At 67.8% G+C, this 18,828-nt stretch carries 16 protein-coding genes and 1 pseudogene; 8 read left to right on the top strand and 9 right to left on the bottom strand.

The genetic code is table 11. The features are described 5' to 3' along the window. Positions 1 to 295 precede the first annotated feature (295 nt). Entirely contained in the window at positions 296 to 745 is a 450-nt protein-coding gene (locus tag QFZ33_RS13895) for a hotdog fold thioesterase (RefSeq protein ID WP_307031807.1), read from the top strand. 18 nt (positions 746 to 763) lie between these two features. On the opposite strand, the gene QFZ33_RS13890 is transcribed toward QFZ33_RS13895, so the two are convergent. The 6 genes from QFZ33_RS13890 to QFZ33_RS13865 form a co-directional block, all read right to left on the bottom strand. Next, complete coding sequence (locus QFZ33_RS13890) at positions 764 to 1,312, bottom strand: dihydrofolate reductase family protein (RefSeq protein WP_307028363.1); 549 nt, start codon at positions 1,310 to 1,312, stop codon at positions 764 to 766. A gap of 47 nt (positions 1,313 to 1,359) precedes the next feature. Beyond that, the gene (locus tag QFZ33_RS13885) at positions 1,360 to 1,581 is read right to left on the bottom strand and encodes a hypothetical protein (protein ID WP_214851484.1); all 222 of its coding nucleotides are present in this window, start codon (positions 1,579 to 1,581) and stop codon (positions 1,360 to 1,362) included. After that, complete coding sequence (locus QFZ33_RS13880; RefSeq protein ID WP_307028360.1) at positions 1,578 to 2,804, bottom strand: inorganic phosphate transporter; 1,227 nt, start codon at positions 2,802 to 2,804, stop codon at positions 1,578 to 1,580. The genes QFZ33_RS13885 and QFZ33_RS13880 overlap by 4 nt, the downstream gene beginning before the upstream one ends. A 182-nt stretch (positions 2,805 to 2,986) precedes the next feature. Next, positions 2,987 to 3,550 carry an HAD domain-containing protein gene (locus QFZ33_RS13875; protein WP_307028358.1) on the bottom strand — a complete coding sequence of 188 codons (564 nt, stop codon included), beginning with the start codon at positions 3,548 to 3,550 and terminating at the stop codon, positions 2,987 to 2,989. Between the two features lie 121 nt (positions 3,551 to 3,671). Then, on the bottom strand, positions 3,672 to 4,928 hold the full coding sequence (locus tag QFZ33_RS13870; protein ID WP_307028356.1) for an FAD-dependent oxidoreductase: 1,257 nt from the start codon (positions 4,926 to 4,928) through the stop codon (positions 3,672 to 3,674). Beyond that, the gene (locus QFZ33_RS13865) at positions 4,921 to 6,291 is read right to left on the bottom strand and encodes an MFS transporter (RefSeq protein WP_307028353.1); all 1,371 of its coding nucleotides are present in this window, start codon (positions 6,289 to 6,291) and stop codon (positions 4,921 to 4,923) included. Before QFZ33_RS13865 ends, QFZ33_RS13870 begins: the two co-directional genes overlap by 8 nt. Before the next feature lie 48 nt (positions 6,292 to 6,339). Between QFZ33_RS13865 and QFZ33_RS13860 the strand changes: the two genes are divergently transcribed. The 7 genes and pseudogenes from QFZ33_RS13860 to QFZ33_RS13830 all read left to right on the top strand — a co-directional run bounded on the left by QFZ33_RS13860 (position 6,340) and on the right by QFZ33_RS13830 (position 15,522). After that, positions 6,340 to 7,161, top strand: coding sequence for an IclR family transcriptional regulator (locus QFZ33_RS13860; RefSeq protein WP_307028351.1), 822 nt, complete (start codon positions 6,340 to 6,342; stop codon positions 7,159 to 7,161). A gap of 130 nt (positions 7,162 to 7,291) precedes the next feature. Continuing rightward, positions 7,292 to 8,425, top strand: a complete 1,134-nt coding sequence (locus tag QFZ33_RS13855; protein ID WP_307028349.1) for a cupin domain-containing protein — start codon at positions 7,292 to 7,294, stop codon at positions 8,423 to 8,425. Next, positions 8,422 to 9,259: pseudogene (locus tag QFZ33_RS13850) on the top strand (fumarylacetoacetate hydrolase family protein). Before QFZ33_RS13855 ends, QFZ33_RS13850 begins: the two are co-directional and overlap by 4 nt. Further along, entirely contained in the window at positions 9,259 to 10,023 is a 765-nt protein-coding gene (locus QFZ33_RS13845) for a maleylpyruvate isomerase family mycothiol-dependent enzyme (RefSeq protein WP_307028347.1), read from the top strand. Before QFZ33_RS13850 ends, QFZ33_RS13845 begins: the two are co-directional and overlap by 1 nt. A 68-nt stretch (positions 10,024 to 10,091) precedes the next feature. Continuing rightward, the gene (locus QFZ33_RS13840; RefSeq protein WP_307028344.1) at positions 10,092 to 12,527 is read left to right on the top strand and encodes a phosphoketolase family protein; all 2,436 of its coding nucleotides are present in this window, start codon (positions 10,092 to 10,094) and stop codon (positions 12,525 to 12,527) included. A 110-nt stretch (positions 12,528 to 12,637) separates the two neighbouring features. Beyond that, positions 12,638 to 14,278: a helix-turn-helix domain-containing protein gene (locus tag QFZ33_RS13835; RefSeq protein WP_307028342.1), complete on the top strand. Its 1,641-nt coding sequence runs from the start codon at positions 12,638 to 12,640 to the stop codon at positions 14,276 to 14,278. Between the two features lie 143 nt (positions 14,279 to 14,421). After that, positions 14,422 to 15,522 carry a class I SAM-dependent methyltransferase gene (locus tag QFZ33_RS13830; protein WP_307028340.1) on the top strand — a complete coding sequence of 367 codons (1,101 nt, stop codon included), beginning with the start codon at positions 14,422 to 14,424 and terminating at the stop codon, positions 15,520 to 15,522. Here the strand turns inward: QFZ33_RS13830 and QFZ33_RS13825 are convergent. The 3 genes from QFZ33_RS13825 to QFZ33_RS13815 form a co-directional block, all read right to left on the bottom strand. After that, positions 15,491 to 15,922, bottom strand: coding sequence for a VOC family protein (locus QFZ33_RS13825; protein WP_307028338.1), 432 nt, complete (start codon positions 15,920 to 15,922; stop codon positions 15,491 to 15,493). The two genes, QFZ33_RS13830 and QFZ33_RS13825, sit on opposite strands and share 32 nt — an antisense overlap. A gap of 107 nt (positions 15,923 to 16,029) precedes the next feature. Continuing rightward, the gene (locus tag QFZ33_RS13820) at positions 16,030 to 16,704 is read right to left on the bottom strand and encodes a response regulator (RefSeq protein ID WP_307028335.1); all 675 of its coding nucleotides are present in this window, start codon (positions 16,702 to 16,704) and stop codon (positions 16,030 to 16,032) included. Then, a complete protein-coding gene (locus tag QFZ33_RS13815; protein ID WP_307028333.1) occupies positions 16,701 to 18,641 on the bottom strand; it encodes a DUF4118 domain-containing protein in 1,941 nt (646 codons plus the stop codon). The genes QFZ33_RS13820 and QFZ33_RS13815 overlap by 4 nt, the downstream gene beginning before the upstream one ends. Between the last annotated feature and the right edge of the window lie 187 nt (positions 18,642 to 18,828).

The raw sequence follows: 18,828 nt of genomic DNA, 5'->3' as shown, positions 1-18,828 counted from the left end.
CAGAAGCCGGGGCTGCTCCGTCAGGGGAACGACGGGGGCCTCGGTGGCCGACACCGAAGGGGCGTCAGGCGAGGACACCGCGATGTCCTGAAGGGTCTGGGTTGTGGACGGAATTGGGGCCGGTTTGGTTGTTTCACTCACAGGTGCCAGCCTAGTTGCCATGATGGACAATTTCACGCCCGGCCCTGCCGGTGAGGCCAGTCCCACAGAGGCCAGCGGGGCGGAGGCAGCGCGCTCCGCCGTCGAAACGCCTGCCGCCGCCGAAACGCCTGCCGCGGTTGAGGCGCCCGCCGAGGTGGAAGCCGCGGCCGAAGCCGACTTCAGGGAAGAGCTGTCTGAGGCCGGCGTCCCTGAGCACCTGCACGACTGGCTCGCCGAGTACGGCATCGGCGCCCTCGTGGTGAAGATGGGGATCCGGTTCCTGGAGATGAGCCCTGAGCGGTGCGTTGCCACGATGCCGGTGGAGGGGAATACGCAGGTGGCCGGGATCCTGCACGGCGGCGCGCACGTGGTGCTCGCCGAGACCCTGGGATCGTTTGCCGCCGGGATGCACGCCGGTCCCGGCCGCCAGGCGCTGGGCATCGAGGTTGGAGCCACGCACCACCGCGCCATTTCCGCGGGCACGGTGACCGGAACGTGCACGGCCATCCACCTGGGCCGCACGCTGACCACTCACGAAATCGTGATGACCGACGAGCGAGGGCGCCGGCTGTCCACGGCGCGCATCACCAACCTCATCCGGTAGCGGCCCACAAACGAAAAATTAGCGCCCAGGCCAGCGGTACCGGAGCTCCACGATCCCCCGCCCCTGGGTGCGAGCCTCCTGCAACTCAAGTGGCGCCGTCGGGCCCTGGACGAGGGGAAGCAGCCGCTTTCCCGCGCCGAGCACCACCGGAATGACCGAGACGATCAGCTCGTCCAGAAGGCCGGCACCGGCGAACTGGGCGGCGAGGTCGCCACCGCCCACCACCCAGATGTTTTTGCCGGCGGCGTCACGCCTAAGGTCGTCAATGAACTCGGCCACCGCACCGCGCACGAACGTGACGTCGGCCCCCGGCGGGGCGCTGAACTCGTGGTGTGTGAAGATCCAGCAGGGCGTGACCGGGTATGGCCAGTTGCCGGGTTCGTGCTCCATCAGCCACTCGTAGGTGGTCCCGCCCATGACGATGCACCCGACGCCGGACATGAAGGCGTCATAGCTTTCCTTGCCGCCTTCGAAGCCGTCGAACTGCAGCAACCACGCAAGATCGTCGTCAGCGGTGGCGATGAAGCCGTCGAGGGAGGAGGCAACGTAATACTGGGCAGTGGGCATGGGCCCAGAATAGCCACTGCGGTTCCGTCTTCCCAGAGGCGGGGGGGCTAGCCGCTGAAGTACGGAATGATCAGGTAGAGCCCGAACAGCACGGCGATGCCACTGAGCCCGAAGCACGCATAGGCGAGGTACCGGACCCATCCGGGCGCAGCCACCTGGCGGTCACCGGCGATGGCCGTAAGCCGAACGCCGAGGGAATAGAGGACCACAAGGGTCACGGCGGCTACCAACGTGGCGCCGGCTACGGTGAGGAGTTCCAACCACTTCATCGCTGCGGGTCCTTCGGATTGTTCTTGGCGCGCTCGGCGGCGCGTGCCCTGGCGAGGGCCTTCTTCTTGGCCCAGCGGACTGCCTGCCCGGCCTCTTCGACCTCCACGGCGTTGTGATGGCCAACCTCGGATTTACGGGATACCAGGAACATGTACAGCACGGCCCCGGTGCCTGCCACAGCTGCGATCACCACACCGGCGATTCCGGTCTTGACGAGCAGCGCCGTCAAGGCACCAACGATGCCGGCGGCCGGCAGCGTGAAGAGCCAGCCGAGGGCGATCCGTCCCACCATGCCCCAGCGAACGGTCGTACCCCGGCGACCCATTCCGGAGCCGATCACGGATCCGGAGGCCACCTGCGTGGTGGACAGGGCAAAGCCCAGGTGCGAGGAGGCCAGAATGGCGGACGCGGTGCTCGATTCGGCCGCAAAGCCCTGGGCGGGCTTCACCTCGGTGAGTCCGGCACCCATGGTCCTGATGATTCGCCAGCCACCGGCGTAGGTTCCGATGGCAATGGCCAACGCGCAGGCCGCGATCACCCAGAGCTGCGGACCCGAACCGGGCTCCTGCGTTCCGGCCGAGATCAGCACCAGGGTGATGATGCCCATGGTCTTCTGGGCGTCGTTCGTACCGTGGGCCAGCGCCACCAGGCTGGAAGTGAAGATTTGGCCGGTCCGGAAGCCGCCGCGCTTCTGGGTGAGCTTGCTGCCCGTTTCGGGATCATGCCGCGACGTGAGTGCGTAGGCGATGCGGGTGCAGGCGTAGGCCACCAGCCCGGCAATGACGGGGGCGAAGACAGCGGGAAGAATGACTTTTTGGAGCAGTGTTTCCAAATTGACGGAGTGGAAGCCGATGCCGGCGATCGCCGCGCCGATTAGACCTCCGAAGAGCGCATGGGATGAGCTGGACGGCAGGCCCTTCAGCCACGTGATCATGTTCCACAGGACGGCGCCCATGAGGCCGGCGAAAATGATGTCCGGGGTGATCTGGATTCCGCCGGACCCCTCGCGGATGATGCCACCCGAGACCGTCTTGGCAACTTCCGTGGACAGGAAGGCGCCAACCAGGTTCAGGACCGCGGCTAGTGCAACCGCAGTCTTGGGCTTGATGGCACCGGTGGCAATGGGCGTGGCCATCGCGTTTGCGGTGTCATGGAACCCGTTCGTGAAATCGAAAAATAGTGCCAGCGAAATGACCAGCGCCACCATTAAGGTGATGTCCACCTGTTGCCCAATCTGCAGAGTCTACGTACAGCAGTTCCACTTCCCCTGCCTGCACTGCACAGCATAGTTCACCCGCTGTTTAAGAAAACGTCTGGGGGTAGCGGAGCTGCAGAGCGGGCTTGAAACCTTATCGATGGTACGCGTCCTGCAGACGAGGTCAAACCTGCAAGGCCCATACTCTGTCACACCTGCCGGTCCGGGGGCCGGGAGAAGGCGCGGATGGCCTCCAGCTGACGTGGCGACAGTCCGGTCCGGGGGTCCGGCGAGACTAGCAAGGCACGGCGGCCAAGGATCCGTGCCCATGCCTGCGCCCGGCCTTCAAATGCGAGCTGGTCATCCACCCAGATGATCCGCTCCGGCGTGTTCCTGCCCACATCCGCCTGGATGGCTTCCAGCTTCCACCACTCCGCGCCGCTTCCCGCCCCGTCCGCGGTGAGAACCGGCCACGAGCTTCCCTCCAGTCCGGTTACCGGGCAGAGCACGGCCGGCGCCAGTTCCTCCCAGCTGGTGAGCCAGACGCAGCGGAGACCGGGCCACAGCGTCAGCCGGTTCAAGGCGGCAACCAGCTCGGCCGAGTAGGCCACCTCGAGCATCCCGGCGTAGGCGTAACGCCAGGCCGAGCCCCACGGCGTAGTGCCCCTCGGGCCGAACGGGCACACCACGCCGTCGACATCGAGGTACAGGGCGACCCTGTCCTCGGTGCCTCCATTCAGCGCGGTGTCTTCTTTCCGCGCGGCATTTCCCACGGCATTCCTCCAACGCCTGCAACCGGCGCTGAACCCAACGCTACGGAACGCCCGCAGGGCGGGGCAATGCCCCCAGACTCCAGGCTCTGCTAGGACGCCGCTGCGCTACAGCGCCGCCCGGTTACGCCGGAACCTTCGCCCCCACTGACGACGCCGGCACGGCAGCCGAGGGCACGCCGTCGCCATCCCGGCCGAACAGCCAGTCGTTGTACCGGAAGTCGTTGTCTTTCCTGCTCTTGAAGAGCAGGTTGCGCAGCGTCCGTGCCAGGCCCGAGACGTGCCAGGACTCTCCCCAGACCCGCGCCGTGCGCTGCACCCGGGCGGTGCGGCCGGCGCGGAGGACGTTGAATTCCCGGATGGCGTCGTCCCACCCTTCCGGGTTGACGCCGTCGGGGGTGAACACGGTGCCGTTGCTGACGTCCTGCAGCACGGCTGCGTCCTCGAGGGCCTGGCAGGCACCCTGGGCGAGGTACTGGAGCATCGGATGCGCGGCGTCGCCCATCAGCACCATCCGGCCGGCGACCCAGTTTTCGATCGGGTCGCGGTCGTACATGGGCCAGCGCATGCTGGTGCCCAGGTTCTTCAGCGCTTCCTGGACGGCGGGAACGCCATCCTTGTACGCGGCCTCCAGTTCGTCCACTCCCCCGTACTGCTCTTCGCCGCGTTCGAAGGAGGGGGACTTGAAGACGGCCACAGTGTTCAGCAGCTCGCCCTTGCGCAGCGGATACTGCACGAGGTGGCAGTCCGGTCCGAGGTAGACGATAACGTCCTCCAAGTCGGCCTTGGGAGTATTTTGGGTGATCGGCACGGTGCCGCGGTAGGCAACGTAGGCCGATGAGACCGGCTCGTCGCTGGCCACGAGCGGACGCAGGGTGGACTTGAGTCCGTCGGCACCGATTACGACGTCGGCCTCGTAGTCCACGCCGGCGGCGGTGTGGGCCACGCCGCGGCCGTTCACGGTTTCAACGCTCTCGACCATGACGTCGTTCACAAGCTTGACCCCCGCCGCTTCACAGGCTTCGAGCAGGACCCGGTGCAGGTCGCTGCGGTGGATCACCACGTACGGCGCACCGTAGCGTTCGGCGAATTCCCCGCCGAGCGTCTGGCGGGTGAGCTCCTCGCCGGTGACGGCATCGCGGAAAACCAGGTGCTTGGGCTGGACACCGATCTCAAGCGCCTTTTCCAGCAGGCCCCAGCGCCGGAGGACGCGGGCGGCGTTGGGGGCCATCTGCAGCCCCGCGCCGACCTCGCCGAACTCGGGGGCCCGCTCCACGAGGGTGACGTTGGCGCCGTTTTCACGCAGTGCGAGGGCTCCGGCCAGTCCGGCCATTCCCCCTCCGATGACGAGGACATCGGTGGACGTGGCGTGCTCAGACATTGTTTGCTCCTGTTGGTGAGGGGGAAATTGAAAGTTTTGACTTGAGTTTGAGACCGACGGCGGCCAGCAGGACGGCGGCGATGGTGGCTGCACCGGCGAAGGCCAGGAAATTGGAATTGACGCCCAAACCGGCGGCGAGCAGTAGGCCGCCCACCTGCGGTGCGGCGACGGCGCCGATGCGGCCCGTCCCCAGAGCCCAGCCCAGCGCGGTCCCCCGCAGATGCCCGGGATAGTGGCTCGCGACGGCGGCGATGATGAGGCACTGCGTGCCATGCGTGCCGACGCCGGCAAGGACCAGCATGAAGTAGACGACGCCGACGGGCGGCCCGGTCACGAGGACCACGAGCGCTCCGGCAGCGACGGCGGCCGCGGCGATCGCCGTCGGAATCGGACCGAAACGGGTGCCTGCCCAGGCCGTGATGACCGAGCCGGCCACCGCCCCGAGATTGAGGGCCAGGGCGAACGTCAGGGCGGAGCCCAGGTTGTAGCCGGCCATCTGCATGAGGTTCGGCAGCCAGGTGCCCAACCCGTACCAGGCAAAGAGGGTGGCAATCGTGGCCACAGCGAACAGTACGCTGACCCCCAGATAGGGGGCGCGGAGCAGGGAACTGAAGCCGGACGGTTCCTTGAGCGTGCGACCGCTGCCGGCTGCCTTTCCGGTCGCGTTGCGGGCCGCCTTGGCCGCGGCAACATCCATGGCGCTTAGCGGGGCCAGCGTCTCCGGAAGGTATTTCAGGCCGAGCGGCACCACGATCGCCAGGGCAAGCACGGCCACCAGGAACATTGACTCCCAGCCGAAGGCGGGGATCATCTGGATGCCGACGAGCGCGGCGATGGATCCGCCGATCGGGACGCCGGACATCATCAGGGTGGCAATGGTGGACCGCCATTTGGCGGGCACCAGCTCGGCAACGAGGGCGTTCGCTGACGGCACCAGGCCGCCGAGCCCGATGCCCGCGAGGAGCCGCAGGGTGCCGAAGACGGCTGCGTTGGGGGCGAAGGCGCAAAGGATGGTGAAGATCGAGAAAATGATGGCGCAGCCCAGGATGGTGCGGCGGCGACCCCAGGTGTCGGCCATCCGGCCGGCAAAGATCGCCCCGATCATCATGCCGACGAAGGCCATGGATCCGATGGTTCCGGCGGTGGCCTTGCTCAGTCCCCAGCCGGTCTCGGAGATCAGGGAGGACTGGACGGTGCCGTAGACGATGAGGTCGTAACCGTCAAAGACCACCAGCAGCCAGCAGACGAGGACAGCCGCTGCCGAGCTTTTGGAGAACCTCGATGCGGGCCCATTAGCGGCAGTGCGGGCGGGAGCCCCCTGCGAGGACCCGTGCGGCGCTGCGGCGGGAAGTGTGTGATTCATCCCACTACTGTCAGCGCCGTGGCAGGGCAGGCGCCATAGAATTCTGATGTGCAGAACATCCCATCTTCCAAGTCGTCCCGGAAGACCGTGCAAAAGCGGCCCACCTATTCCATCGAGGCAGTGGACAACGCGCTGCAGCTCCTGCAGCTGCTCCGGGACGGTGGTGCACTGAGGCTCAAGGACGCAGCCGGGGAGCTGGGCGTGGCTCCGTCCACCGCCCACCGGCTTCTGGCGATGCTGGTGTACCGGGGTTTCGCCGTCCAGGATGAAAACCGCCGCTACGTGCCCGGGCCGGCAATGGGGGTCGGGCCGGCCGGGCTGAGCTGGACCAGGCTGCTCCGCTCGCTCGCCCAGCCGCACATGGAGCTGCTGTCCGCCCAACTTAACGAGACCGTCAACCTCATGGTTCGGGTGGGCACGAAGGTGCGGTTTTTGGCCACAGTGGAGGGAAACAATGTGTTGCGGGTTGGGGACCGGCAGGGGACGGTGATGCCGGCCAACAAGACCTCCGGGGGCAAGGCCATGCTCGCCGAACTTGAAACCCCGATGATCGAACAGCTCTTCCGCAGCAACAGTGCCGAAATTGGCGGGGACACAATTCCCGCGGCGGACTACCCAACGTTCCTGCGGGAGCTTGAGTCCATCCGCAGCAACGGCTTCGCGGCCAACTTTGAAGGCACGGAGGAGGGTGTGAGTGCCCTCGGCATCGCCCTGCACAACCGGCACGGGCAGGTGGTCGGTGCGCTCAGCGTCGCCACTCCTGCGACGCGGTTCCGCAGGTTGTTCGACGCCGGACTGGTCCCCGCCCTGCGGGAAACCTGCCGGCAGCTAGAGATCGATATCGCGGCCAATCCGGCAGAGCCGGAGTGAGGCTCCGGCAGTAAGGACAATCAGACTGCGCAGACAATTCTGACCAGCAGAATATGCTGGGGATCACATAGCTCCATCCGTACGGTCGAACTACGCCAACGAACTGTTCTGACCTATCGAGGAGGCCCACGTGACCATCAGCGCCGAGAACACGACTTATGAATCAGTGGCCGCGGGGCATACGGCTGCGGAGCCGACGCCAGAGGAAGCTGCCCAGCTGGAGGAGCTGTACCGGGATTTTGACCGCGGGAACCTGATCCCGTTGTGGACCGAGATCGGTGACCTGATGCCGATGGTCCCCACACCTAAGGCCCTGCCCCATGTCTGGCGCTGGAACGACCTCTACCCGCTGGCCGCCCGGGCCGGTGACCTGGTTCCCGTGGGCCGCGGCGGTGAACGCCGGGCCATCGCCCTCGCCAACCCAGGGCTGGGTGGCACTCCGTACGCCACGCCGACGTTGTGGGCGGCGATCCAGTACCTCGGTGCCCGCGAGACGGCCCCGGAACACCGCCACTCACAGAACGCCTTCCGCTTCGTCGTCGAGGGCGAAGGCGTCTGGACCGTGGTGAACGGCGACCCGGTACGGATGTCCCGCGGCGACTTCCTGCTGACGCCGGGCTGGAACTTCCACGGCCACCACAACGACACCGACCAGCCGATGGCCTGGATCGACGGCCTGGACATCCCTTTCGTGCACTACGCCGACGCCGGGTTCTTCGAGTTCGGCACCGAGCGCGTCACCGACGAGGCCACCCCGGACATCTCCCGCTCCGAGCGGCTCTGGGCCCACCCGGGCCTGCGGCCGCTCTCCGGCCTGGGTGACACCACGAGTTCCCCCATCGCTGCGTACCGCTGGGAGCACACCGACCGGGCCCTTCGCGAGCAGCTGCTGCTCGAGGACGAAGGCCACCCGGCCACCGTGTCCCAGGGCCACGCCGCCGTCCGGTACACCAACCCCACCACCGGCGGGGACGTGATGCCCACCATCCGCGCCGAGTTCCACCGGCTCCGCGCCGGTGCCGCCACCGAAGCCGTCCGCGAGGTCGGATCCAGCGTGTGGCAGGTCTTCGAAGGGTCCGGCACCGCCACCCTGAACGGCGAGACCAAGAAGCTGGCCAAGGGCGACCTCTTCGTGGTCCCATCCTGGGCAGAGTGGTCCCTTCAATCCGACACCGAATTCGACCTGTTCCGCTTCAGCGACGCCCCCATTTTCGAACGCCTGAATTTCAACCGCACGTACACCGAAGGACGAAAGAACGCATGAGACTCCTCACCCTCCGCCTCTCCAATGGGGAAAAAACAGAAACCGTGGCTGTCCGCCAGGACGGCGAGACCCTGATCGAGATCGACGGCTTCACCGACGTCGGCGAAACTCCTCCGCGACTCCGCGTGGGAAGAAAAGGCGAAGGCGGCCAACGGCGCAACCCACGCGCTCGACGGCGCCGACCTCGCCGCCGTCGTGCCTTCCCCGGGCAAGATCATCTGCGTGGGCCACAACTACCGCAACCACATCAAGGAGATGGGCCGGGAAATCCCGGAGTACCCCACCCTGTTCGCCAAGTACACCGAATCCCTGATCGGCCCGAATGATGACCTTGCGCTGCCGCAGGAATCGGACACGGTGGACTGGGAAGCCGAGCTCGCCGTCGTCATCGGCAAGAAGGGCCGGCGGATCAGCGAAGCAGACGCCGCGGACCACATCGCCGGCTACTCCGTCCTGAACGACATCAGCATGCGTGACTACCAGTTCCGCACCATCCAGTGGCTGCAGGGCAAAACCTGGGAAAACTCCACCCCGTTCGGCCCCGCCCTGGTCACCAAAGATGAGTTCAGCGCCGGGCCGCTGATGACCTCCGCGGTCGACGGCGACATCCAGCAGCAGACCCCCACCGGCGACCTCGTGTTCACGCCCGAATTCCTGGTCTCCTACATCTCCACGATCATCACGCTGCACCCCGGTGACGTGATTGCCACCGGGACCCCCGGTGGCGTGGGCCACGCCCAGAACCCCAAGCGCTACCTGCAGGAAGGCAACGTCCTGGTCACCACCATCGAGGGACTGGGCCAGCTGACAAACCGCGTGCTCAAGGAAGCCTGATGGCCGCCCGGCACGACCTCGCCACCGATCCGGGCCTGCAGGAAGCACTCCTGCAGGCCCGGCGGGGCACCGCTTTCTTCGCCCGCAAGCTCAACGAACTCAGCGACGGCGAGCTCGACGGCGGCTCCCTCCTTCCCGGATGGACGCGCCGCCATGTCGTGGCCCACGTCGGCTACAACGCACGGGCCATCGCCCGGCTGGTCGAGTGGGCGGCGACGGGGGTGGAAACGCCCATGTACCCCTCGGTGGCGGTGCGCGACCACGAAATCAGCTTCGGCGCGACGCTGTCGCCGATTGCATTGCGGAACCTGTTCGACCACTCCGCCGTGCACCTCAGTGTCGAATGGCGCGACCTGCCGGACCAGGACTGGGCCAACGAGGTCAAGACCATCCAGGGCCGCACCGTCCCGGCATCCGAAACCGTCTGGATGCGCACCCGCGAACTCTGGATCCACGCCGTCGACCTCGGCAACGGTGCCAGCTTCGCCGACATCCCCGCGCCCGTCCTGGCACGGCTGCTGCGGGACATCACCTCGGCCTGGCACGCCCGCGGCACTGATGCCGGTCTGTTGGTCAGGGTGACGGGCACGGACCTGGTGTTTGGCGATACTGCTGCGCAGGATCCCGTCACGGTCAGCGGACCGCTTGCCGGCGTGGCTGCCTGGGCCGCCGGACGGACGGCCGAAGCAGGCCTCCCCGGCGTCACCGCCGCCCGCGGGGTTAACGTTCTGCCCAACATTCCCGCCGCCCCGAAGTGGATCTGAGGGTGGCCAAAACGCCGGGGTAGACTGTGCCCGTCAGCGCTGGAGCGGGATCCGACGGAAGGCAATCCATGGGCATGGCCGGGGCAAACGGGGCAATTTCGGACGACGAACTGGACCTCCTTCACCGCTACTGGAGCGCGGCGAACTACCTGACGGTGGCCCAGATCTACCTCCAGGACAATGCACTGCTGCGGGAGCCGCTGCGGCCGGAGCACGTCAAGCCGAGGCTGCTGGGGCACTGGGGCACCGGCCCCGGGCTATCGCTGATCTACGCCCACCTGAACCGGCTGATCAGGAATACAGCTGCCGAGGTCCTGTTCATTGCCGGCCCGGGCCATGGCGGACCGTCGGTGGTGGCGAACGTCTATCTCGAGGGCAGCTACTCCGAGATTTACCCTGAGATCAGCCGCGACGCCGCCGGGCTGCGCCGGCTGGCACGGCAGTTTTCGACGCCGGGCGGTGTGGGCAGCCACGTCGGTCCCGCCACTCCCGGGTCCATCCACGAAGGCGGCGAGCTGGGCTACTCGCTGATGCACGCCACCGGCGCCGTGATGGACAACCCGGATCTCATCGCGGCCTGCGTGGTGGGCGACGGCGAGGCCGAGACCGGTCCGCTCGCCGCCTCCTGGACGGCGCCGTTCTTCCTCAACGCGGCGCGGGACGGCGCAGTCCTGCCCATCCTGCACCTGAACGGGGCCAAAATTTCCGGGCCTACAGTCCTGGGACGCCGCCCCGACGCGGACGTCGAGGCACTGCTGAGCGCCAACGGGTGGGAACCCGTGACAGTGTCCGGCGACCAGCCCGAGAAGGTCCACCGGGCCCTGGCGGCCGCCCTGGACCAGGCGTATGGCACCATCCGGGACATCCAGCAGGCCGCCCGGGGCGCCGGTTCCGGCGCTTCCGGCTCCGGCAGTACTCGCACGGCGGCGGCGCGCTGGCCGGCGATCATCCTGCGGACCCCCAAGGGCTGGACCGGACCGGAGTCCGTGGACGGCAGTCCGGTGGAAGGCACGTTCCGTGCGCACCAGGTTCCCCTGTCCGGTGTCAGAGACAACCCGGAGCACCTGGCCCTGCTGGAGCAATGGATGCGCTCCTACCAGCCCGAATCCCTGTTCGACGACGACGGCCGGCTCCTGCCCGAACTGGCCGCTTTGGCGCCCGAAGGCAGGCTCCGGATGGGGGCTGCGCCGTGGGCCAACGGCCAGCCGTCCGTCCCGCTGGAAATTCCGGACCTCGAGCAGTACGCCGTCGACCCCGGCCAGCCCGGTTCGACCAGCATCGAAACCACCAAGCCGCTGGGCGAGCTGTTCCGCGACCTCTACACCGGAACGGAGGACAACCCGCGGTTCCGGCTGTTCTGCCCGGACGAAACCAACAGCAACAGGCTGGGCGCCGTGTTCGAGGCCACCGACCGCTGCCTCATGCTGCCGGGGACCGACGGGAGCGACGGGGATAACGGCGGGGACGACCATGTGTCGGCGGACGGCCGCGTCATGGAGGTGCTCTCCGAGCACCTGTGCCAGGGCTGGCTGGAAGGCTACCTGCTGACCGGGCGGCATGGGTTCTTCGCCAGCTACGAGGCCTTCGCCATGGTCAGCGCCTCCATGACCGTCCAGCACGCCAAGTGGCTGCAGCACGCCCGGGAGCTGGAGTGGCGCTCGCCGGTGCCGAGCCTGAACATCCTGCTGACCTCCACCTGCTGGCGCAACGACCACAACGGTTTCAGCCACCAGGGTCCGGGCCTGATCGACACCGTGCTGTCCCTGTCCGGCGAGGTGACCAGAATCTACCTGCCGCCGGACACCAACACGCTGCTGGCGGCTGCAGAACACGCCCTGCTCAGCAAGGACTACGTGAACCTTGTCGTCGTCGACAAGCAGTCCCACCCCCAATACCTGACCCTGGCGGAAGCCCGCGCTCATGCAGAAGCCGGAGCTTCCCGCTGGGAGTGGGCCGGCAATGAGGACAGCAGCAGCACAGAACCGGACGTCGTCCTCGCCTGCGCCGGCGACATTCCCACCGAGGAGGCACTTGCGGCGGCCTGGCTATTGCAGCGCCACGTTCCCGATGCCACCGTGCGCGTGGTGAACGTCATGGACGCCATGGTTCTTCCGCCCCGCGACGTGCACCCGCACGGGCTCGACGACGGGACGTTCACTTCGCTGTTCACGGACACCTGCGAGGTGGTGGTGGCATGGCACGGCTACGCCCGCTCCTTCCACCAGCTCCTGCACGGCCGGCCGAACCCGGACCGGTTCCACGTCCGCGGCTACAGCCAGCAGGGCACCACCACCACGCCGTTCGACATGGTGGTGGTCAACCGGATGAGCCGCTACCACCTTGCGCTGGAGGCACTCCGTCGGATGCCGCGGCAGTTCGACGGCGCGGAGTCCCTGGCCGAGCACTGCCACCGGCAGCTGGACGCCCACGCCGCATACATCCGGGAGCATTTCGAGGACCTGCCCGGCATCCGAGAGTGGGTATGGTCACCGCCAAGCTCCTGAACGGCCTGGTTCCTGAACGGCCAGGTTTTGAGCCCCGTCCACGCAGCCATCCCCGCGGTTTCCAGCATCAGGGCACGGCAGTAGTCTGGATGCATCACGGGGAAGATCGCATGCCTGAACTCGACCAATTGATCCTGAATGCCCGCGAAGCTTATGACCGCCGGGACTGGGCCGCCGCGCGGCGCGGCTTCGGCGCGGCGCGACTGCGGGCGCCGCTTGACGCGCCGGACCTCGATGCGCTGGCGAGTTCGGCCTGGTGGCTGGGCGACACATCCGGGGCGCTGGCCACGGCCGAAGAACTGTACCGCCGGCTGGCCGGCGACGGGGACCGGACCGGTGCCGCGATGGCCGCGCTCAACCTGTCCCTCCGCTGGGGCACCCGGGGCGACCTCGCCGTGGCTTCCGGATGGCTGAACCGTGCACGGCGCATGCTGGAGGGGCTCCCGGAAGGCCCGCCCAGCGGCTATCTGCTCTACCTCGAGGCGGGCATGACCATGGACGTCGAGGGCGATCCGGCACCCGCCCGGACGGCCGCGGCAGCGGTGGAAGCCCTCGCCGGCCGCTTCGGGGATCCGGCACTGGCGTGCTTTGCCAGAGTCCTGTCCGGCCTGGCGCTGGTCCGGGAGGGACAGACCGAGGCAGGATTCGGAGACCTCGACGAGGCCATGCTTCCTGTCCTCGCCGGTGAGGTTCCGCAGGAGTGGGCCGGCGACATCTACTGCACGGTGACCCATCTCTGCCACGTGCTGGGCGACTTTTCCCGGATGCGGTCCTGGACCACGGCCATGGAGCGGTGGACCGCCGGACAGTCCCGCACGTTCGTCTATGCCGATGTGACCCGGGTCCACGAGCTCCAACTCCTTAGTGCCGAGGGCAACTGGGATGCCGCGGAGCAGGAACTTTGGCCCCTCAGCGACAGGCTGGCCCAGGCCCACGGCTGGATGGCTGGCGCCGGCTACTACGAGCTCGGCGAGATCCGCCGGCTCCGGGGCGACCCGGCCGGCGCCCTCGATGCCTACGCCCGGGCGCGGGACGTCGGCGTCGAACCTCAACCGGGTGAGGCCCGGCTGCATCTCGCCGCCGGTGAGCGCGGCCTGGCGCTGGAGCAGCTGCGGGTGGCCCTGGCCGTAAGCGGACCGCTGGATAAAGCCCGGCTGCTGCTAGCCGCCACCGAGGTGGCAGCGGCGTCCGGCCAGGAGGACCTCGCCGCAACATGCTGCGCCGAGTTGGAGCAGACGGCGGCCCGCTATTCCTCCCCTGGATTACGGGCGTGGGCAGCTCAGGCCCGGGGTGTTGTCCTGCTGGGAGGGGGCCAGACAGCGGAAGCCCTGGCCGCCTTCGAAGCGGCAGGCCGGATCTACCGCGACCAGCGGGCCCGCTACAGCACGGCTGTCATCCATGAACTGGAATCGTCCTGCCGGAGGTCACTGGGCAATCCGGAAGCAGCCGACGCAGACCTGGCCACGGCGGCGGCCATCTACCAGCAGCTTGGCGCTGCGCCCGACCTCCAGCGGATCCAGGCTTACCTGCAACGGAATCATGAGTCTGCGCCGGGCGGGCTCACCGCCCGCGAGGCCGAGGTCCTGGCGCTGGTCAGCGGCGGCTCAAGCAACCGCCAGGTGGCAGATGCCCTGGTCATCAGCGAAAAAACCGTGGGCCGCCACCTGGCCAACATCTTCGGCAAGATCGGCGTCTCCTCCCGCACCGGTGCCTCGGCGTGGGCGCGTGAGCACGGCCGCCCCGGATCCTAAGCGGCACCTACATCATCTGCCCCATCCCCGCTCGGAAAAGATGCATAGTCCGCCCGACGCGGGGCGGTCCTCCGCGGGCCTACCTTCGGAAGTAGCGGCCCGCAGTTCCCAAAAAGGTCCGCAGTTACCGAAAGGCACGAACAGTGAGCACCTTCCAAAGCGAGGCAGTCGCCGCCCCCGAGGCAGCCGTCGAGGCTGCTGCCGGGAGGCTGGTGGGGATCCTCAACGACAGTTCAGCGGCCATCCTGGCCAGCATCGGTTACCAGACCGGCCTCTTCGAGGCGATGGCGGACCTGCCGGCCGCCACCAGCGAGCAGATCGCCGACGCCGCGGGGCTCAATGAACGCTACGTCCGCGAATGGCTGGGCGGGATGGCCACCGCCAGGGTCGTCGACTACAACCCCGCGGCACGGACCTACCTGCTGCGCCCCGACATCGCCCCGTCCGTCACGGGCCCCGGGGTGGACAACCTGGCCCGAACGCTGATGTACATCACGCTGATGGGAGAAGTGGCGGGCAAGATCGCCGGCAAGTTCCGGACCGGTGGCGGTCTGGACTACGCCGAGTACCCGGGCTTCGTGGGGATCCAGGCGGCGGACAGCGGCTCCGTGCACGACGCGTCCCTCATCGACACCATCCTTCCGCTCTGCGGACGCGTGGACGCGCTGCGGACGGGCATCGACGTCGCAGATATCGGCTGCGGCGCCGGGCACGCGGTGAACCTGATGGCAGCGGCGTTCCCGGCCAGCAGGTTCACCGGTTATGACTTCCTCGAGGAAGCCCTGGCCGCCGGCCGGGCCGAGGCTGAACGCCTTGGCCTCACCAACGTGCGTTTCGTCCAGCGCGACGCCGCCAGCCTGGAAATCGACGAAGAGTTGGACCTGATCACCGTCTTCGATGCCATCCACGACCAAGCACACCCGGCCACCGTCCTGCGGAACATTCACCAGGCCCTGCGGCCAGGCGGAACGTTCCTGATGGTGGACATGAAGGCGTCCAGCAAACTCGAGGAAAACCTCAACCTGCCATGGGCGACGTTCCTCTACGCCATCTCCACCACGCACTGCATGTCGGTCTCGCTCGCCCAGGACGGCGATGCACTGGGCACGGTGTGGGGTGTCCAGCTGGCCGAGTCCATGGTGCGGGAGGCCGGCTTCGAACAGGTTGACGTCAAGGAACTGGACGAGGATCCCTTCAATGCCTACTTCGTCGCTAGGAAGCAGGAGCTGCCGAGGCTCCGCTGACGTTCACCAGCCACGCGATGCCGAACTTGTCGGTGCACATGCCGAAGATGTCGCCCCACGGAGCCTTCTCCATCGGGACGGTAATGGTGCCGCCGTTGCCGGACAGTTTGTCGTAGTAGCCGCGGAGTTCCGCCTCGTCGTCGCCGCTGAGCGACACCGAGATGTTGTTCCCCGGCGAGTAGTCCATGGAGTTGGGGGTATCGGCCCCCATGAGCACGAGCCCCTTCTCCGAGGTCAGCATCCCGTGCATGACCTTGTCCGCCTCCGCGGGATCTTCACTGGCGTGGAACTCCCCGAAGGTGCTGAGCGCCAGGTCCCCGCCGAAAACCGACTGGTAGAACGTCATGGCGTCGCGGGCGGTGTCACGGAAGCTGAGGTACGGGTTGAGCAGGGTGGACACGATCGGTTCTCCTTCGGCTATGCGTGTGGCGCCTTATGTGCGCGGCGCCCGGCACTACACATGTTGCCCGAATCCGGCTCGCCTTCATAGGGGTTCAGCGGCGGCGGTCAGGGCCGGAAGCGGTAACCGATGCCGGCCTCGGTCAGCAGATGGCGCGGGTTGCCTGTGTCTGCCTCCAGCTTGCGCCGGAGCTGGGCCATGTATACCCGCAGGTAGTTGGCTTCCTTCTCATAGGCTGGCCCCCAGACGGTGGCCAGGATCTGCTGCTGGGTGATGAGCTTCTCTGGGTTCCGCACCAGCAGTTCGAGGATGCTCCACTCCGTTGGAGTGAGCCGGACAGGCTCACCATTCCGGGTGACCATCCGCCGCCCCAGGTCAACACTGAACTCCGCGGTGTCCACGGTGGACGGCTCGGCGGCTTCCGGTGCCCGGCGCAGGAGCGCGCGAAGCCGGGCCAGGAGTTCCTCCAGCCCGAAGGGCTTGGTGATGTAATCGTCCGCGCCGGCGTCGAGGGCGTCCACTTTGTCCGATGAACCGTGCCGGGCGGAGAGCACCAGGACCGGGGCGGAGCTCCAGCGGCGGAGTTCCCTGAGAACCGCCGCACCGTCCATGTCCGGCAGTCCAAGGTCCAGGACAACAAGCCCGGGCGGATTGCGCGAGGCAGCAATGAGGGCGGCCTCTCCGTCCGCGGCCGTCTCCACGGTGTAGCCGTGCGCCTGCAAGGTGATCCGCAGCGCCTTCAGCAGATGCTGGTCATCATCCACAACGAGGACGCCCGTCACTGGGCAGTCTCCTGCGGAGATACGGCAGGTGAAACGCCAGGGCCGACGGCCGATGCCCCGCCGTCGGCCCCGGTTGAGTCATGCCCCGTTGACAGGGGAAGCCGGATGACCATGGTGAGTCCCCCGCCTGGCGTCTCCTCTGCCGCCAGGCTGCCGCCCATGGCCGAGACGAATCCCCTTGCGACCGCCAGTCCCAGGCCCACTCCGGTCGACTGCGACACATCGTCCAGGCGCTGGAACGGCCGGAACATCGCGGGCACGTTCCGGCCCGGGACACCGCGTCCGTGGTCGATGATCCTCAGTTCACCTGCCGGGTGCCCGTTGAGGACGGTGCCGCTGAGCCCGCCCGCCGCCGCCGTCACCTTTACGTCAGAGGCCGGGGCGTACTTGACCGCGTTCTCCGCGATATTGGCGATGACGCGCTCCAGCAGGACTGCGTCGGCGTCGACGGCGGGAAGGTTCGGTGGCAGTTCCACCCGCACACTCCCCGCCGGAAGGCCACGCAGCGCGGGAGGCACAACATCGAGCCACCGAACGGGCTTCAGCAGGGGGCGGACTGAGTCGGCAGTGATCCTGGACATGTCAAGGAGGTTGCCCACCAGGACGTCCAGCCTGTCCGAGCATTCGTCGATGGTTTCCAACAGCTCCATTTTCTCCTCGGGGGGATACGTGACGGCGGTCTGCAGGAGACCGCCGACGGCGAGCTTGATTCCGGCGAGCGGCGTGCGGAGGTCGTGCGAGACGGCACGCAGGATGGCGGTGCGCATGGTGTTTCCCTCGGCAAGCCGCAGCACCTCGAGGCGGCTGGCGGCCAGCTGCTGGCGCTCCAGCTGGGCCAGCACGTGCGCGGCGAAGGCGCCCAGCAGGCTGCTGTCGGCAGCCGGCACGGTCCTGCCGAACAGCACCAGCCAGGTGCCGTCGTCGACCGGTTCCACGGTGTGCCCGGCGAAATCCGTGCCTTCCCGTTCATGCTGCGTCAGCTCGCCCGCACTAGCGAGCAGCCGCGCGCCGGGACCGGCGCCGGATGCGGGTTCGAAAGCGGACCCGCTGAAGAGAGCCGCGCCGCGGACCCCGAAGACGTCCAGCGCCTGTTCCAGGAGACTGCCCACCGTATCCTCGGCGCGGGTGGCTCCGCGGGCCAGCTCGCCGAGCGTTGCGGCCTCGGCGCGCGCCCGGGCGGCCTCCTTGGAACGGCGTGCAGACCTGTCCACCACCCCCGCCACGGCCACTGAGACGCCCACGAACACGCCCAGGGACAGCAGGTCTTGCGGGTCGCCGATGGCCAGCTCACCGACCGGCGGCGTCGAGAAGTAGTTGACCAGCAGGCTGCTCCAGAGGGCTCCGGCGACGGCAGGCCAGAGCCCGCCCACGAGCGCCACGGCCACGGCCCCCGCGAGCTGGACCAGGACGGCGGTGGCCACGCTGTGCTCGATGACGGCGAGCGCCAGCTGCATCAGGATGGGGACGGCGGCCGCCAGTACGAACCCGACGGCGACGCGCACGCGGCCAAGGTCCCGCTGCCGCCGCCGGCCCGTGCCGCGTCCGGCCAGGGGACGCGGCACCACCTGCACGTCGAGGTCGCCGGCACGGCGGATGATCCGCGTCTCTGTGCCGCCCGACAGGAGCCTGGTCAGAGGGTGCGCGCGCGACTGGCCGATGACAAGCCGGGTTGCACCCACATGGGACGCGAACCCCAGGAGTGCTTCGACCGGGTCATGGGCGGCGACGGTGTGGTAGCTTCCGCCCAGCTCCACCACCAGACGGCGCTGGGACTCGAGGGCGCTGGTGGATTCGCCCGACGAGCCCTCCGCGGAGCGGATGTGCACGGCGAGCAGGTCACCGCCGCCGGCACCGTCCAGGACCTTGACTGCACGACGGATCAGGATCTCCCCCTCGAGGCCTCCCGACAGGCCAATGACGATCCGTTCCCCTGCCATGACGCCATTCTTCCACCAGTCCGCCGGCCCGGGCGGCACACGCGGTTGGGTGCTCACACCGCCGTTAAGGATCCGTCAAGATTCCGCTGCGGGCGGTTCCGGCGCTCCGGCGCGGTGCTACGTTCGGCTGTGCCCGCACGAAAATGCCGCGGCGGCAGTAACTGGCCGCGGCGGCAGTCACATAGCG

Source organism: Arthrobacter globiformis, assembly GCF_030815865.1.
Classification (GTDB): domain Bacteria; phylum Actinomycetota; class Actinomycetes; order Actinomycetales; family Micrococcaceae; genus Arthrobacter; species Arthrobacter globiformis_B.
The sequence above is the reverse complement of the archived record's forward strand: the minus strand, read 5'-3'. Positions and strand labels throughout refer to the sequence as shown.

Bases quoted from the DNA above. Each gene is read 5' to 3' on its own strand.
- QFZ33_RS13835 (WP_307028342.1), top strand. From the start codon at position 12,638: ATGCCTGAACTCGACCAATTGATCCTGAATGCCCGCGAAGCTTATGAC.
- QFZ33_RS13845 (WP_307028347.1), top strand. From the start codon at position 9,259: ATGGCCGCCCGGCACGACCTCGCCACCGATCCGGGCCTGCAGGAAGCA.
- QFZ33_RS13815 (WP_307028333.1), bottom strand. From the start codon at position 18,641: ATGGCAGGGGAACGGATCGTCATTGGCCTGTCGGGAGGCCTCGAGGGG.
- QFZ33_RS13865 (WP_307028353.1), bottom strand. From the start codon at position 6,291: ATGAATCACACACTTCCCGCCGCAGCGCCGCACGGGTCCTCGCAGGGG.
- QFZ33_RS13890 (WP_307028363.1), bottom strand. From the start codon at position 1,312: ATGCCCACTGCCCAGTATTACGTTGCCTCCTCCCTCGACGGCTTCATC.
- QFZ33_RS13870 (WP_307028356.1), bottom strand. From the start codon at position 4,928: ATGTCTGAGCACGCCACGTCCACCGATGTCCTCGTCATCGGAGGGGGA.
- QFZ33_RS13840 (WP_307028344.1), top strand. From the start codon at position 10,092: ATGGGCATGGCCGGGGCAAACGGGGCAATTTCGGACGACGAACTGGAC.
- QFZ33_RS13885 (WP_214851484.1), bottom strand. From the start codon at position 1,581: ATGAAGTGGTTGGAACTCCTCACCGTAGCCGGCGCCACGTTGGTAGCC.